This window comes from Bacteroides cellulosilyticus, from assembly GCF_020091405.1.
In the GTDB taxonomy this organism is placed as follows: Bacteria; Bacteroidota; Bacteroidia; order Bacteroidales; family Bacteroidaceae; genus Bacteroides.
In genome coordinates, this window is sequence record NZ_CP081903.1 from 276,801 (window position 1) to 292,023 (window position 15,223).

A 15,223-nucleotide genomic window follows, 5' to 3' on the forward strand; every position below is an offset into this window, starting at 1 on the left:
ATGAGAACGATAGTTTCCTTATGCAGAAACAACAGTTTCCCCTAATGGGAACGACAGTTTCCTCATACAGAAACGAAATAGGGCTTCGTGTGTCCGTAGACATTCCTTTCATGAAATAAGGTATGGGATTGTTATGTGAATGAATTCTGACGAATGAGGTTCATAAACTCTTCACGAGTCTTTGCCTGATTGAAACCACCTGTAAAATCGGAAGTGGTCGTTATGGAATTCTGTTTTTCAACTCCACGCATCTGCATACACATGTGCTTGGCTTCCACAACCACCATTACGCCCAAGGGATTCAGTGTTTCCTGGATGCATTCTTTAATCTGGAGCGTCATGCGTTCCTGCACCTGAAGACGGTGGGAGAAGATATCCACTACACGGGCAATCTTGCTCAGCCCCGTAATGTAACCGTTGGGGATATAGGCCACGTGTGCTTTTCCGTAGAACGGAAGCATGTGGTGTTCGCAAAGTGAGAAGAAATCAATGTCTTTCACAATCACCATCTGACTGTATTCTTCCTTGAACTTGGCAGAGCGGAGCACTTCGTGCGGGTCCATGAAATAGCCTTTTGTCAAACTCAGCATAGCTTTCGCTACGCGTTCGGGGGTTTTCAGTAGTCCTTCGCGTTCGGCATCTTCGCCCAATAAAGTTATAATACGCTGATAGTGTTCTTTCAGTTCATCCAGTGCGGGAGATACGATTTCTTCTTTTCCTAACATATATTTGAGTTTTTAAGTTTCCGAGTTTCAGTACAACTCAAAAACTGAACAACTTATAAACTTAAAGCGGTATGTTTATCTGCTCTTTCACAATAGAAACTTCTTTGAATACGCCTGTAGCACGCAACTGGCGCATCATGGCATCCGCTTCTTCAATACTGCGGAAGTCTCCTACACGGCACAGCCAGCGGGGAGAGTTGAAAGAGGTATAAACAGAAAGTTCCGGGAAATATTCTTTGATTCGTGAGCCCACAGCGTGAGCTTCGTTCTTGGCTCTACTGGTATTGTTTCCGGCATACACCTGTACACGGAAACCCTGACTTTTAAGCACTCTGTTCTCCGTTCCGTTGGGGATATATTCCTGACCTATCAAGGCCTCGATGCGGGCATCCTGATGGATGGTTACCTTACCCTGTCCCGGCACATTGCGTTCCAAACTCTTCACAATGTTATTCTGCGCCGAAGCAAAAGCGGCGAAAGCAAAGCATGCAATTAAAAGTAAACCAAGCTTCTTCATAATGAATAATATAATAATAGACGGTTGATAATATGATTATAGAGACTGATAACCAACAACCGGCACTTCACCGGTTATCAATTATCAGTCTTCCATTATCTATTAATTAAAAGCATCAATGATACCTTTGAAATCTGCTACCTTCAGAGCTGCACCACCGATCAATCCACCATCAACGTCAGGATTAGCGAACAATTCCTTAGCGTTAGACGGTTTAGCGCTACCACCGTAAAGGATAGAGCAGTTGTCAGCAACTTCCTTACCGTACTTGTCAGCAACTAATGAACGGATGAAAGCATGGATTTCCTGAGCTTGGTCGGGAGTAGCAGTTTTACCTGTACCGATAGCCCAAACCGGTTCGTAAGCCAATACAATCTTAGAGAAATCTTCAGCAGACAGAGAGAATACAGAAGCCAACTGAGCGGCAACTACTTCATTCTGCTTGTTAGCTTCACGTTCTTCCAACACTTCACCGATACAGAAGATCGGAGTCAGGCCGTTAGCCAAAGCCAATTTTACTTTTTCTTCCAGGATGGCAACTGTTTCGCCATAGTAAGCACGACGTTCTGAGTGACCCAGGATTACATATTTAGCGCCTGTAGAAGCAACCATAGCAGCTGAAACTTCACCAGTGTAAGCACCTGATTCTTTGTCAGCACAGTTTTCAGCACCTACGCCAATCTTAGCGGGGTCTACCAACGGAGTAACCGATGCCAGGTGGATAAAAGGAGTACAGATGATTACATCACAGTTAGGCTTTTCGTTAGCCAATACTTCGTTCAGTTCTTTTGCAAGAGCAATACCCTCCTGAAGGGTTTTGTTCATTTTCCAGTTTCCTGCAACAATGTTTTTTCTCATTTTGTTTTTTATTTATTAAAAGGGTTAATGTATTTTTGATTTATAATTTGTAATTTATGGCTGTGGAAGCTCTTGCTTATCACTCATCACTCCATCGCTAATCACTTTATTTTTCGCTCTCTTTCTTTCCCTGCGCTTCACAACCAGGATGTCCACACCGATAACCATCAGCAACGGAATGATAAACCACAAAAGAACGTAACCAATCGTGCGCAAATCACTTTCTTGTTTCTGCTGACCGAGTTCCAGTTTATCCAGGCTATCCGTCAACACGTATTCATCCGGCAAGCTATTATCACTCCACTTATTCAGAATTACGCCATCCTTTATCAGTATCAATCCGGGATTGGAACGGATAATAGTCTTCAAAGTGATGTCGTCCGTCTGGCAGAAAGGATATTCTGCACCGGTCTTATCACGCCACAATTCTATTTGTTCCTCCGGCGAAGAAGTCAGGGCATAAAAGCCGTAACCATGCTCCACACTATAATCATAGATCTCGTTAATAAGATCTATATCGCTATCGTCAGCTTTTTCAATGCGATGAGCTACCAACAGAAATGTATATCCCTTATCGGATAAGATGCTATCGGTCAAATCCTCTCCGGTTTCCAGACTTACAATAGAGAAGTCGTGAATCGGAGGCTCGTATCCTTTTTCCTTCAACACCGTACGTGTTTCAACAAACGTCCATGTGCTATCCGGGTAATTATCCAGTGTAAATTCCTGTTTTTTTCCGTCTTTCTCCAGAATGAACTTGCTCTCAAACACACTGGGTTTTGCTCCTTCGGGTATTTCCATGCCTTCTTTGATATTCTTTCCGATCTTGTAAGGACGGAAATCCAGAATAGGCAGATTGTCCAGGCAATAGAATGAAAGCACAAACACAAAAAAGAACGTATACATGGAAACCATCCATGCCATTTTTGCCGTAATAAAGCGAATGATTTGTTTTCCACCTTTGAAGACAGATACGGCTGCAATAAACAATACTACATTCTTGCCAAACGTTTCCCAGTTTGTCAACACCCATGCATCACCGAAACAACCACAATCGGACACCGGATTCGCTAACGCCAGATACAGTGTCAGCGGTGTCATCACGATCATCAGCATCAGTGCCAGAGTCGTAGCAAACCTCCGCCGTATACCGAAGAACAGGAAAACTCCCACTGAGAATTCCAACGCCGACAATACGATGGCAAACAGTAGCTGCAAATATGTAGGAAACCACGCGGCCATTCCGAAAGCCGTCAGATAATCCTGAATCTTATAAAAAGAGCCTAACGGATCGACTGCCTTCACAAAGCCGGAAAAGATGAATACCGCCGCCAGTAAAAAACGGCAAACATTCACCCAGCTCTTCCATATTATATGTTTCTGCTTAGTCTCCAAATTCAATCTTAATCAAACCGAATACGGAATAATTAATCATGTCCATATAATTAGCATCCACTCCTTCCGAAACCAAAGTCTGTCCTGACAGGCTTTCAATCTGTTTCGTACGGTAGATTTTCATCAATATCAGATCAGTGTATGAACTGACACGCATGCTGCGCCATGCCTCATCGTAATCATGATTCTTAGCAAGCATCAGATCCAATGAAATTTTAGCATATTTGTCATACAACGCCATTGCTTCTTCATTCGTGATATCGGCTGATTCCGCATATCCCAGTTCCAGCTGTATCAATCCGATAATGCCATAGTTGACTATCGCAATGAACTCGGAACGTATTCCTTCGTCCACCAACGTCACTCCTTTAGTTTCAATACTCCTGATACGATTGGCTTTAATGAATATCTGGTCAGTCACGGAAGCCGGACGGAGAATACGCCATGCCGGACCGTAATCATGTAGTTTCTTGGAGAACAAATCACGACAGATGGCAATGACATGCTCAAATTGTTGTTTGGTATCTTTCATTTCCTTACAAATTGGTTGCAAAGGTAGGAATAATTAAAGAAAAAAGAAAAGAGGGCACTCTAAATTATATTAAAGTGCCCTCTTCTTTATGGGTTTATTGATATCTTACGAACAACGCAATACCTGTCCCGGACGTAAGATTGTTTTCCGTGTAATGCGATTCAACTGACAGAGCTTGTCAATAGATACTCCCTGACGGGATGCAATCTTAGACAATGTATCGCCACTCTTCACTTTATAGAACAAACCTTCACCAGAAGCCATGCTGCGAGCAGTTCCTTTTGAAGTCTTGGTCTTAGTGAAAGTATAATGATCAGCAACAACGTCTTGCTTTTCAAAGTCGAACATTAAAGCGGGGTCAATAGGAATTCCCAGGAAACGGGTTTCAAAGTGAAGATGCGAACCGGTAGAACGTCCGGTATTGCCACCTAAAGCGATAGGTTCTCCGGCTTTAACCAACTGATTAATATCTACGATCTGTTTGGACAAGTGTCCGTAAACTGTTTCCAGTCCATTGTCATGACGAATAACGATATACTTACCATAGCCACGGCGTCCCTGATTCTTTACTACGCGTACTTTACCATCGAAAGCAGCTCGAATCGTATCACCGATGAATACTTTAACATCCAAGCCATAGTGCATTCTGCGTCTTCTGGGGCGATAACCGAAGACATCGGTAATCTTCGTATGCGTTGTAGGCATACAGAAACCTGTCAGGTCCACTTTATAGCTTTCAGGAACGATAGCATCGCCATAAGCTTGTACATACTCATTATTCCAAGTCGGATATAGACTTAGACCTGGATAAGCAGATTGTTCAGCACGTATCTGTTTCTGTAAAGCCAACGAGTCAACGCTCTTTAGTTTCCTGTCGATGGGGGCTTGTCGGGCAATCAAATCCTGAGAAAAAGAATTCAGGCTGACCATTGCCGTCGCAGCTATTAGGATCGTTTTAATGCAATTGAAATTCATTCCGTTTCGTCATTCTTTTAAAAAATTCTCCCAAAGGTAGTATTTCTTCTCTAAATGAAAAGGCTGTTCTTAACTATTTTTTCGGTAAGGGATTAAAAGGTATATATTAAAACCACTTCTAACTCCCTGTATATCGGCAAGATAAAGACTAACATGTTTTACAACATAAAAATGTAAATAAAGTGTATGTTTAACCGTTATTCAACTAATGGAAGCCCAGTTAACGTTAGTTTTCCGAAGTGCCTTTAGCTGGCGCCACAGGATTTCATTCTCCGGGCGGATACTGGTAGGATCGGCATCAACCACTTCTTCGGCAACATTGCGCACATATTGCAGCAGCTGTCCGTCGCGCGCTATATCGGCAATTTTCAGGTCGAAGGCAATACCGCTTTGCTGTGTGCCTTCCAAATCACCGGGGCCGCGTAGCTTCAGATCGGCTTCAGCTATTTCAAAGCCGTCATTTGTCCGCACCATAATTTCCAGGCGCTTGCGGGTTTCCTCGACCAACTTGTATCCGGTCACTAAAATACAATAAGACTGTTCCGCTCCACGGCCTACACGACCACGCAACTGATGGAGCTGTGACAAACCGAAGCGCTCTGCATTCTCAATAATCATCACGGAAGCATTCGGTACATTTACGCCTACCTCAATCACTGTAGTCGCTACCATTATCTGTGCTTCGCCCGAAACAAAAAGCTGCATCTGCGCATCCTTCTCAGCAGCTTTCATCTTGCCATGCACTTTGCAGACTTTACAATCCGGAAATTCCTCACAAATATGAAGGTAGCCTTCTTCCAGGTTCTTTAAATCGATTTTCTCACTTTCCTTAATCAAAGGATATACAATATATACCTGTCTGCCCTCTGCAATCTGTCTATGAACGGATTGGTACAAGCTTACACGGTGCGCATCATATTTATGAATGGTCACAATAGGTTTACGTCCCGGCGGCAGTTCATCAATGACGGAGACATCGAGATCACCGTATAATGTCATGGCCAATGTACGCGGAATAGGGGTAGCTGTCATGACTAACACATGGGGCGGCTGCACATTCTTAGTCCATAAACGTGCGCGTTGTGCCACGCCGAAACGGTGCTGTTCATCTATCACCACCAATCCCAGTGAAGAGAAATTCACGGTATCTTCTATCACGGCATGCGTACCGATCAGTATTCGCACATCTCCTGTTAACAGACCGGTGAGAATGGCTTCCCGCTTTTTTCCTTTCACAGAACCGGTCAGCAATTCCACACGTATATCCATTCCGTACAACAACTCGCGGATTGTCTCAAAATGCTGGTTAGCCAAAATTTCGGTGGGTGCCATCATACAAGCCTGATAACCATTATCCAACGCTATCAGCATACTCATCAGTGCCACCAGCGTTTTTCCACTGCCTACATCCCCCTGCAACAGACGGTTCATTTGCTTACCGCTCCCCACATCCCGGCGTATTTCTTTCAGTACACGCTTCTGGGCACCTGTCAGTTCGAAAGGCAGATTCTTGGCATAGAAAGTATTGAATATCCCTCCTACCGTTTCAAATACATATCCACGGTATTTCCGTTGCCTGTCTTTGGCATAGCGGAGAATATTCAACTGTACATAAAAAAGTTCTTCAAACTTCAAGCGATATTGCGCTTTACGAAGCAATTCCGGATTTGCCGGAAAATGAATATTCATCAAAGCTTCCGTCAGTGGCATCAAATGATGCTCTGTCAATATAGCGGGAGAAAGCGTTTCGGGCAACGGTTCGCGGAGTTGCTGCACTACGGCGCTCATCATCTTCTCAATTGCATGAGAATTGAGGGAACTCCGCTTCATTTTCTCCGTTGTATTATAATAAGGTTGCAATCCCATTGTCGAGAGCTTCAGTTCCGAAGCATTATCGATATCCGGATGAGCAATGTTGATCCGTCCGTTGAAGACGCTGGGTTTACCAAATACAATATATTCCTGATGTACCTTATACTTACCGACGAGAAATTTAATTCCCTGAAACCAGACTAAATCCACAATCCCCGTACCATCCGAGAAATGGGCAATCAGACGGCGTTGCCTACCTTCTCCAATCGTCTCAAAACCCAGGATTTCACCTTTCAGTTGGATATAAGGCATCGTACCGTCTATCTCATGGATATAATAGATACGGCTACGGTCTACATATTTATAGGGGAAATAATACAATAAGTCGTGAAGGGAATAGATATTCAATTCCTTATTGAGTACTGAGGCACGTTGCGGCCCTACACCCGACAGGTATTTTATGTCACGAGAAGCTAAATCAAACATGAATCCAACAAAGCAGCGGCTATTTTCAAATCAAAGGGAGTCGTAATTTTAATGTTTTCCCGATTACCTGCCGCGAGGTATACAGATACTCCCATCGCTTCCACTACCGAAGCGTCGTCCGTAAAGAAAGAAGTATAAGGTTGTTCATAGGCCTGTTTCAGTAAATCGGCATCAAACACCTGGGGAGTCTGTACCAATTTATACTCATCCCGGCTGACGGTCACGCTTTCTTCTCCTTTGAGATGGCGTACAGTCTCCACCACATCTATCACAGGAATCACCGCCTTTTTTTCAGCAGCCAATTCATAACAACGGGCTATGACTTCCCGGGAAACAAACGGGCGTACCCCATCATGGACACCAACCAATCCCGGAGTAGTAACATGAGCCAATCCATTCTTTACCGAATGGAAGCGGGTTTCACCTCCGTCCGCCACTGTATGCGGCAAAGAAAAAGAATGCTCCGCACATAGCTCTGTCCAATAAGATTGCTGGCTATGCGGGAGCACTAATATTATATGTATCTCCGGATTGTAGGCATAAAAGGCTTCCAAAGTACGCATCAAAACAGGTTTTCCACCTATAGGCAGAAACTGTTTGGGAAGTTCGCCTCCCATGCGCAACCCTTTACCACCGGCAACTATCAGAGCATACTGAACCATAAATCAATTAACACACATTGCCTCTTTCAGTTCCTGTACCTTCTCTTTTCCGAGCATCATATCTACAACCGTCAGAGCAAATTCCATCGCAGCACCCGGTCCTTTTCCGGTAATGATGTTACCGTCTCTTTCCACCGGAGCACCTGTACATTCAGCACCTTCCAGGTATTGTTCGAAGCCGGGATAGCAAGTTGCCTTGCGGCCTTTCAGCAAGCCAAGCTTACCCAATATCATAGGAGCGGCACAAATGGCAGCAATCGGTTTATTCTTTTCAGCAAAATCCAAGACCAGTTTCCGAAGTTCCGGGCACTTCTCCAAAGTAGCTGCTCCGGGCATTCCACCGGGTAAAAGAACTAAATCTGCGTCATAGAAATCACAGTTCACTACATTCTTATCACAAAGCACCGGTACATCATGTGCACCTGTTACTATCTCATCGGGAGTCACCGTTATCATTTCCACGTTCAGCCCTGCACGTCTCATTACATCCACAGAGGTGAAAGCTTCCACTTCTTCAAATCCGTCTGCAAAAAAAACATAAACTGTACCCATAATTGTTCTCCTTATTATTTTAGTTTAAAGTAATATGTTATCGTTCCTGTCTGGTTATTCAAACCGCTTACAGCATTGAAACGCGCTTTCTTAGCAGCATCTTCAGCCGCCTTCCGCAAGGCAGAATTTATGGTATTGGTCTTCCGGTCAATACTGGTAGCAATAACATGTCCTGCCGGATTTACAGTAATAGAAACCACCACAATCCCTTCATCCTGCACATTATATGCCGGACGCGGCAAACCTCCTTGTCCTATAGAACGTCCGCCGAGGTCAAAAGTTCCATAACCTCCCGTTCCGCTAGACGCACCTTCCGGCGCATTTCCGGTGGGACTTCCCTGAATACCTGTTCCCTCAGTCGTACCTTTGCTTCCCATTTGTGCTCCTTTTCCGAAGGCACCTGCCACCCTCTTACGGGCCGCCTCTTCCGCCTCCCTGCGTTCCCGCTCGGCTTTAGCTTCTGCCAACTTCCGGGCTTCTTCCGCTTTCTCAGCTTCCGTCTTCTCCGGTTTCTTCTTTACTTCTTCCTTTTTAGGTTCTGCTTTGGGCTTGATAACAACGGTTTCTTCATCCTCCTGGGTAAGCATCTCCTGTTCTACCGTCTCCTGCACTTTAGGGGCAACGGTCTCAGGCATCACATCCACTTTCACCAGGGAGGGATCAGCACTTCCAAATGCATTGGGCACTTCACCCAGCATTACCGGCATACCGTCTTCATCCTGCTGCTCGGGCAAAGCGAAGCCAACCAGTATTAACAGGAGAATGAACGCTACATGTACCAGCAGCGCACCTACCATTCCTATATATTTGCCTTTCTTCTTCGGATCCACCGTTTGTCTATATTATATCATTTTCCTTCAGGCGGACGTGTAGCCAGCACCATCTTGAACTTATTCTCATTGGCAATATTCAGCACTTTCACGATTTCCCGGTAAGGCACAGCTTCGTCAGCATAAAGCGCCACATACATTTCCGGTTCTTTTGCAGCGCACGATTGCAGGAAAGGAGTCAATTCTTCCAAAGAAATCGCCTGCTCCTTATCATTTCCAAACGCCGCGTAAAAATTCAGGTCCTTATCGATAATAACCCGCGTCAAGGGCTTAGCCGACGTCTGCTGTTTTCCTTGCGGAAGCAACACCTTGATAGCGTTCGGCGAAACAACCGTAGACGTGATCATAAAAAAGATCAGCAACAGGAAGATGACGTCCGTCATGGATGCCATACTGAAATTGGGCGATATTTTAGCTCTACGTTGTAGCACGCTTAGTTCAATTATTAATTATTAATTACTTAGGAAGCGGGTTCATTCAAGAGGTCCATGAATGCCATGGTTTTAGCCTCCATCTTATTCACCACGCCGTCTACCAGAGTCACGAGGTAGTTATAGGCAAACATCGCAATAATACCCACGATCAAACCACCTACCGTAGTGATCATAGCCTCGTAGATACCGCCCGAAAGCAATGTGATATCGATGTTGTTACCTGCATTGGCCATTTCGTAGAAAGCACGCACCATACCGGTCACTGTACCGAGGAAACCAATCATCGGCGCACCTCCGGAGATGGTTGCCATAATCGTCAATCCTTTTTCCAGCTTCGCTACCTCAATGTTTCCCACATTCTCAATGGCAGCCTGCACATCATTCACCGGACGTCCCAAACGGCTGATACCTTTCTCTATCATACGGGCAGCCGGAGTATTTACGCTGCGGCAATAAGCTATGGCAGCTTTTATTTCTCCATCCAGGATGTAATCCTTTATCTTATCCATGAACATCGGGTCCTCTTTGCCGGCTTTCCTGATCACATAGTTGCGTTCGAACAAGATGTAGAAACAAAGGATGGACAGCAATCCAAGAACGATCATAATCCAACCACCCTTGACAGCCATGCTCCATAGGTTCATCTCTTCAGGACCAGCTACCGGAGTTAATACCGGATTGGCGCCCGCAATAGAATCGGTCAGCGCCGGAGCCACTTGGGCTAATAACAACATTACATTCATCAACGAAGACAGTTTTTATATTCCTGAATGGTACGTTCCAATCCCAGATACAGAGCATCGCTTATCAACGAGTGTCCGATAGAGACTTCATCCATCCATGGAATGTTTTGATATAAATAATTCAGATTCACCAAACTCAGGTCATGTCCGGCATTCAGGCCCAGGCCCAGACTACGTGCCACTTTGGCTGCCTCTACAAAAGGAGCAACGGCGGCTTCCTTATTCTGCGGATAAGCGGTCGCATAGGGTTCGGTATAGAGTTCCACCCGGTCGGCACCGGCTTTGGCAGCATACTCTATCATCTCCGCATCCGCCGATACAAATACGGAAGTACGGATGCCTGCATCATTAAATGTATCGAGCACTTCGGTCAGAAATTCCAGATTCTGCTTGGTATCCCAGCCTGCATTAGAAGTCAGCTGAGTCGGACTATCCGGAACCAGAGTAACCTGATGCGGCTTCACTTTCAATACCAGATCAATAAATTCGGGGGCAGGATATCCTTCGATATTAAATTCAGTACGAAGCAACGGGCGAAGATCATACACATCCCTCTGGCGTATATGACGTTCATCAGGGCGTGGATGTACGGTAATTCCTTCCGCACCAAAGCTTTCACAATCCAGTGCTACTTTCACCACATTAGGGACATCCCCTCCACGCGCATTACGCAACGTCGCAATCTTGTTTATGTTTACACTTAATCTAGTCATAATTCGGATCATAGTTTGCCGCAAATGTACAAATAATAGCGATACATTGGCAGCGTTCTGAGAAAAAAACACCATATTTGCATTTCATTAAGAAAGTACAGACGATGAAATTTGCCATATTTGGAAATACTTACCAAGCAAAAAAATCAACACATGCGGAAACTTTATTCCGCTTGTTGGAGCGGCGTAATGCCCAGCTTTGCATTTGCAGGGAGTTCTATAACTTCCTGACTTCCGACCTGCACATGACTATCGCTTCCGCCGAGCTCTTTGACGGAGACGATTTTACAGCAGATATGGTCATCAGTATCGGGGGCGACGGTACGTTCCTGAAAGCAGCCAGCCGGGTAGGCAAAAAGAATATTCCCATTCTGGGTATCAATACCGGCCGCCTCGGTTTCCTGGCAGACATTTCTCCGGAAGAGATGGAAGAGACTTTCGATGAGATTTATAATAACCACTACAAGGTGGAAGAACGTAGCGTGTTGCAATTACATTGTGATGATAAAAAATTGATGGAATCGCCTTATGCACTCAATGAAATTGCAGTATTGAAACGCGATAGTTCTTCAATGATCAGCATTCATACTGCTATCAATGGTGCCCATCTCACCACTTATCAGGCGGACGGGTTGGTGGTATCCACCCCTACCGGTTCCACGGCTTATTCGCTGAGTGTCGGTGGTCCGGTTATCGTGCCTCATAGCAAAACGATTGCTATCACTCCGGTAGCTCCGCATAGTTTGAATGTCCGTCCCATCGTTATTTGCGATGATTGGGAAATCACTCTTGACGTAGAAAGCCGCAGCCACAGTTTTCTGGTTGCCATCGACGGTCGTAGTGAATCCTGCAAAGAAACAACCCGTCTGCGAATCTCACGGGCTGATTACAGCATTAAGGTAATCAAACGCTTCAATCATGTGTTCTTTGATACGCTTCGCAATAAGCTGATGTGGGGAGCGGATGTAAGATAAAAAAGAGCCGTTACCCGAACTTCAACTTCTCGGATAACGGCTTCTCTTCGTCTATCAACTATACTTAAAATGTCATAGCCTGCCCTCCAATCACACCTGCGATGGCAGTAGCAACAGCAATAATCACTTTTAAAATCACCTTCCAATTCGTTTTCTTCATAGCGATTCTTTTGATTTTCACTCTCAACTTTTACTTTTCAGTTCTCCTTATCCGAGTGGATTCTCATCCAGTCCTCCATCGCCCGAGTTATCTCCCGAACCACCGTCCGAGCCACCTCCCGCAGGAACGTTTGATAGACCTTTCAGATAATCGTCCAAACTGACCAGATCCAACTTTTCACCGGCACGCGTAGCAGTCTTGGTTATCTTCAACTCTTTATTGGCTTGAAAGAATATGCGAACGCTGTCCACACTCTTGGCAGTCACATCTTCTGCCTTTTCCTCTCCTTTCGACTTAGCAGCCAGCAGAAATACACCCAACCCGGCAATATTCACTGTCTTACCTTCCAGCAACTGCTCTTTCAACTTCTCCACAAAGTTCTGCATGGTACTCTTGATATCACCAATAGAGAGTGAAGAACGATCCTGCATCTTCTGAGCAATAAATGCCAAATCTACAGTCTGTCCTAAAGTTATTAACTGCGGAAAATACTTTTTGGGAGAATTCTCAACCCGAGGGTCGGACGGTCTCTCCACCGTTCTAAAAATTACGCTCATACTTTTTTCATTTAGAGATTTAAATTCTATTCTTAATTCACTCGTTATGTTGATCAACGATGCAAAGGTGAGGATAAAATCTCAGATGAGAAGAAGAAAAAAGCATGTCAGCGACAGTTTTTCTGAGAAAAGTTGTAAGTAACAATAAATCAATCGGTAATCATATAGGCTCTTACCTCCAATATATAGCGTTTCACTCAAAATCCTACAATCCATTATTACCCAAACAACCGGAACCACTCTTTTTATAGAGTGATCCCGGCTGCTATCTAAAACAAAACAGTTATAAGTCAATTGTTTATCACTTTTTCAAGAATAACTAGTGCTGATGCAAATGGAAAAACGCTTTCATAAACAACACATAAATACCACTCAATAATACAATTATCCCCAACAAATACCAATAACCATATCCCACGAAACAGAAATAGCCCAATATGACCAAAGCCTGTGCCGCCATATAAATTAAGGATACCCCAACATGAGGTATCTTCAACTCGTTTGCCATCAATTGATACATGTGTTTCCGGTGGGGCAAACCAATGTTCTCATGAAGCATCAAACGATGAATAATAGTCAGGACACTATCAACACCATAAACAACCAATAGGATTATCCAGCTAAAATCTCCGGTCGTTAGAATCAACTTACCTATCAGAAAAAGAAGAATAAAAGCAATACTAACCGAACCAACATCACCCGCAAAACATTTGGCTTTCTTACGGAAATTGAAAAAACAAAAGACCAAGACGGAACAAAGAACTGTATTGATCAAAGCCAGCTCTACGAACGTAGTGATCTCAGAATTGATATATGCCAATGCAGCAAGGATAACCAATGAATAACCACCTGTGATGCCGTTGATGCCATCCATAAAATTATAGGCATTAATGATACCTGTACAGATAATCAAAGCTATGACAATCCACCACCAGGAAAGAGAATACAAACCCCATTGATAAAACATCAAGGCCATGGCAGAAAAGTGAAACACCAACCTCAGACCTTGAGAAGTAGAACGGATATCATCTACAAAACTGATGAAAGTAATTAGGGTTAATGCTAACATAAACCATGGATACTCCCAATGGTTACTCAGGAAATAGGCCAAAGCTCCGAAATAGAAAATAATGCCACCTCCACGCAAAGTTACTTTTGTATGTGAACTACGTTCATTGGGTTTATCAATGATATTGCACTTATCAGCCACTCTAAAATAAAAAAGTTCTGCTACAAAGAGCAGAACTAATATAATGATATAATACACGATTTACAAGTTATAAGTAGGTTAGAAACTTCGTATTACTCTGTGCTCTCCGCGGTGAAACTACGGATCGTTTTCATTATTCCATCCGCCGCACGGACAGGCATCCTGTCAATACCAAGGGCGGATTTTATTTTCTCATTACTCACCACGTAATTCTCAGTCAGCTTTCTCAGCCGCTCTGTATTCAAAGGCAGATGAAGCAGCGTACCCAGTCCTGCGCAGCCTTCCATCATTTTCCTGTTCATTTTCCAGATGTGAGGCACCTTACCCATAGCTTCACACATAAGAGCTATCAGTTCATTCGTAGACAAGGCTTCATCATCACCCATGTGATAAATACCGCTCGCTACGTCTTTTGTCAACAAACCTTCCACCACATAGCAAAGATTATCTATAGAAGTAAAAGAACGCTTGTTCTCAAAATCGCCTAAAGGCCAAGGAATACCTTTCTTTACCACATTATAAAGCAAGTTCAGATTACCCTTATTACCAGGACCATGAATCATACAAGGACGAAGTATATAGACCTGCTTATCACGCTGCATAGTAACTTTCAATTCCCCATGCTCACTTCTCAACTTACTAAGAATATATTCTTCAGCTGCAATCTTACTTTCTCCATAAGGACCAACCGGAGTAGGTATCACATCTTCTGTCAGCATATCCCCCACTACACTGTCTGCGGCAGCTTTTACAGAACTGAAAAAGATAAATTTCTTCACAGAAGATTCTAAAAAGAAATCGAATATCTTCTGCGTCAGCCCTGTATTGATATCAAAATATACCTGAGAAGCAGACTGATTCTTTGTATCATGCGCCTTGCCTGCCAGATGGATGATGGCATCAAAACGAGGTAAACGTTGCATGGGGAAAGAAGTTGTTTCAATATCTTTCCACGAGAAAGTCCTCACAACTCCCTTCTTTTCGGGAGAAATGATATCAAGACCATAGAGAGTATGATGTTCAAATAAGGCCGCTATAAGATTAGAACCCACAAAACCGTGAATCCCTGTTATAAGTATCTTCATGGA

General features: G+C 44.0%; 18 protein-coding genes. 1 reads left to right on the top strand and 17 read right to left on the bottom strand.

Annotation, left to right across the window (positions count from 1 at the left end; translation table 11 throughout):
• Positions 1-131: 131 nt before the first annotated feature.
• The 13 genes from folE to K6V21_RS00920 all read right to left on the bottom strand — a co-directional run bounded on the left by folE (position 132) and on the right by K6V21_RS00920 (position 11,234).
• The gene (gene folE, locus K6V21_RS00860) at positions 132-725 is read right to left on the bottom strand and encodes a GTP cyclohydrolase I FolE (RefSeq protein ID WP_118296468.1); all 594 of its coding nucleotides are present in this window, start codon (positions 723-725) and stop codon (positions 132-134) included.
• Between the two features lie 61 nt (positions 726-786).
• Positions 787-1,242: an SPOR domain-containing protein gene (locus tag K6V21_RS00865; protein ID WP_007210081.1), complete on the bottom strand. Its 456-nt coding sequence runs from the start codon at positions 1,240-1,242 to the stop codon at positions 787-789.
• 102 nt (positions 1,243-1,344) lie between these two features.
• Positions 1,345-2,100, bottom strand: coding sequence for a triose-phosphate isomerase (gene tpiA, locus K6V21_RS00870; protein ID WP_022208975.1), 756 nt, complete (start codon positions 2,098-2,100; stop codon positions 1,345-1,347).
• A gap of 54 nt (positions 2,101-2,154) precedes the next feature.
• Entirely contained in the window at positions 2,155-3,495 is a 1,341-nt protein-coding gene (locus tag K6V21_RS00875; RefSeq protein ID WP_060408293.1) for a BT_3928 family protein, read from the bottom strand.
• Complete coding sequence (locus K6V21_RS00880; protein WP_129617504.1) at positions 3,485-4,027, bottom strand: DUF1599 domain-containing protein; 543 nt, start codon at positions 4,025-4,027, stop codon at positions 3,485-3,487. The genes K6V21_RS00875 and K6V21_RS00880 overlap by 11 nt, the downstream gene beginning before the upstream one ends.
• Positions 4,028-4,132: 105 nt before the next feature.
• Complete coding sequence (locus K6V21_RS00885) at positions 4,133-5,002, bottom strand: M23 family metallopeptidase (protein WP_129617505.1); 870 nt, start codon at positions 5,000-5,002, stop codon at positions 4,133-4,135.
• Between the two features lie 201 nt (positions 5,003-5,203).
• Positions 5,204-7,300, bottom strand: coding sequence for an ATP-dependent DNA helicase RecG (gene recG / locus K6V21_RS00890; protein WP_224320572.1), 2,097 nt, complete (start codon positions 7,298-7,300; stop codon positions 5,204-5,206).
• Positions 7,288-7,962, bottom strand: a complete 675-nt coding sequence (locus tag K6V21_RS00895; protein ID WP_044266137.1) for a 2-C-methyl-D-erythritol 4-phosphate cytidylyltransferase — start codon at positions 7,960-7,962, stop codon at positions 7,288-7,290. Before K6V21_RS00895 ends, recG begins: the two co-directional genes overlap by 13 nt.
• A 3-nt stretch (positions 7,963-7,965) precedes the next feature.
• Entirely contained in the window at positions 7,966-8,514 is a 549-nt protein-coding gene (locus K6V21_RS00900; protein ID WP_044266135.1) for a DJ-1 family glyoxalase III, read from the bottom strand.
• Positions 8,515-8,528: 14 nt separating this feature from the next.
• Positions 8,529-9,344, bottom strand: a complete 816-nt coding sequence (locus tag K6V21_RS00905; protein ID WP_224320573.1) for a TonB family protein — start codon at positions 9,342-9,344, stop codon at positions 8,529-8,531.
• A 17-nt stretch (positions 9,345-9,361) separates the two neighbouring features.
• Entirely contained in the window at positions 9,362-9,736 is a 375-nt protein-coding gene (locus tag K6V21_RS00910; protein WP_007210072.1) for an ExbD/TolR family protein, read from the bottom strand.
• Positions 9,737-9,804: 68 nt separating this feature from the next.
• Positions 9,805-10,521, bottom strand: coding sequence for a MotA/TolQ/ExbB proton channel family protein (locus tag K6V21_RS00915; RefSeq protein WP_007659717.1), 717 nt, complete (start codon positions 10,519-10,521; stop codon positions 9,805-9,807).
• On the bottom strand, positions 10,521-11,234 hold the full coding sequence (locus K6V21_RS00920) for a pyridoxine 5'-phosphate synthase (protein ID WP_060408294.1): 714 nt from the start codon (positions 11,232-11,234) through the stop codon (positions 10,521-10,523). The genes K6V21_RS00915 and K6V21_RS00920 overlap by 1 nt, the downstream gene beginning before the upstream one ends.
• A 104-nt stretch (positions 11,235-11,338) precedes the next feature.
• On the opposite strand from K6V21_RS00920, the gene K6V21_RS00925 reads away from it, so the two are divergent.
• A complete protein-coding gene (locus tag K6V21_RS00925) occupies positions 11,339-12,208 on the top strand; it encodes an NAD kinase (RefSeq protein WP_007218803.1) in 870 nt (289 codons plus the stop codon).
• A 64-nt stretch (positions 12,209-12,272) separates the two neighbouring features.
• Here the strand turns inward: K6V21_RS00925 and K6V21_RS00930 are convergent, their stop codons facing one another.
• From K6V21_RS00930 to K6V21_RS00945, 4 genes are all read right to left on the bottom strand, one after another.
• On the bottom strand, positions 12,273-12,368 hold the full coding sequence (locus K6V21_RS00930; RefSeq protein ID WP_157445240.1) for a smalltalk protein: 96 nt from the start codon (positions 12,366-12,368) through the stop codon (positions 12,273-12,275).
• A 47-nt stretch (positions 12,369-12,415) separates the two neighbouring features.
• Positions 12,416-12,925: an HU family DNA-binding protein gene (locus K6V21_RS00935; RefSeq protein ID WP_007210068.1), complete on the bottom strand. Its 510-nt coding sequence runs from the start codon at positions 12,923-12,925 to the stop codon at positions 12,416-12,418.
• A 319-nt stretch (positions 12,926-13,244) separates the two neighbouring features.
• Positions 13,245-14,192 (bottom strand): MraY family glycosyltransferase, encoded by a 948-nt coding sequence (locus tag K6V21_RS00940; RefSeq protein ID WP_224320574.1) that lies wholly within the window; start codon positions 14,190-14,192, stop codon positions 13,245-13,247.
• A gap of 35 nt (positions 14,193-14,227) precedes the next feature.
• Complete coding sequence (locus K6V21_RS00945) at positions 14,228-15,220, bottom strand: NAD-dependent epimerase/dehydratase family protein (RefSeq protein ID WP_224320575.1); 993 nt, start codon at positions 15,218-15,220, stop codon at positions 14,228-14,230.
• Between the last annotated feature and the right edge of the window lie 3 nt (positions 15,221-15,223).

Coding starts and splice junctions, on each gene's coding strand:
- K6V21_RS00880 (WP_129617504.1), bottom strand. CDS start 4,027: ATGAAAGATACCAAACAACAATTTGAGCATGTCATTGCCATCTGTCGT.
- K6V21_RS00915 (WP_007659717.1), bottom strand. CDS start 10,521: ATGAATGTAATGTTGTTATTAGCCCAAGTGGCTCCGGCGCTGACCGAT.
- recG (WP_224320572.1), bottom strand. CDS start 7,300: ATGTTTGATTTAGCTTCTCGTGACATAAAATACCTGTCGGGTGTAGGG.
- folE (WP_118296468.1), bottom strand. CDS start 725: ATGTTAGGAAAAGAAGAAATCGTATCTCCCGCACTGGATGAACTGAAA.
- K6V21_RS00945 (WP_224320575.1), bottom strand. CDS start 15,220: ATGAAGATACTTATAACAGGGATTCACGGTTTTGTGGGTTCTAATCTT.
- K6V21_RS00900 (WP_044266135.1), bottom strand. CDS start 8,514: ATGGGTACAGTTTATGTTTTTTTTGCAGACGGATTTGAAGAAGTGGAA.
- K6V21_RS00865 (WP_007210081.1), bottom strand. CDS start 1,242: ATGAAGAAGCTTGGTTTACTTTTAATTGCATGCTTTGCTTTCGCCGCT.
- K6V21_RS00910 (WP_007210072.1), bottom strand. CDS start 9,736: ATGGCATCCATGACGGACGTCATCTTCCTGTTGCTGATCTTTTTTATG.
- tpiA (WP_022208975.1), bottom strand. CDS start 2,100: ATGAGAAAAAACATTGTTGCAGGAAACTGGAAAATGAACAAAACCCTT.
- K6V21_RS00930 (WP_157445240.1), bottom strand. CDS start 12,368: ATGAAGAAAACGAATTGGAAGGTGATTTTAAAAGTGATTATTGCTGTT.
- K6V21_RS00925 (WP_007218803.1), top strand. CDS start 11,339: ATGAAATTTGCCATATTTGGAAATACTTACCAAGCAAAAAAATCAACA.
- K6V21_RS00935 (WP_007210068.1), bottom strand. CDS start 12,925: ATGAGCGTAATTTTTAGAACGGTGGAGAGACCGTCCGACCCTCGGGTT.
- K6V21_RS00885 (WP_129617505.1), bottom strand. CDS start 5,002: ATGAATTTCAATTGCATTAAAACGATCCTAATAGCTGCGACGGCAATG.
- K6V21_RS00895 (WP_044266137.1), bottom strand. CDS start 7,962: ATGGTTCAGTATGCTCTGATAGTTGCCGGTGGTAAAGGGTTGCGCATG.
- K6V21_RS00920 (WP_060408294.1), bottom strand. CDS start 11,234: ATGACTAGATTAAGTGTAAACATAAACAAGATTGCGACGTTGCGTAAT.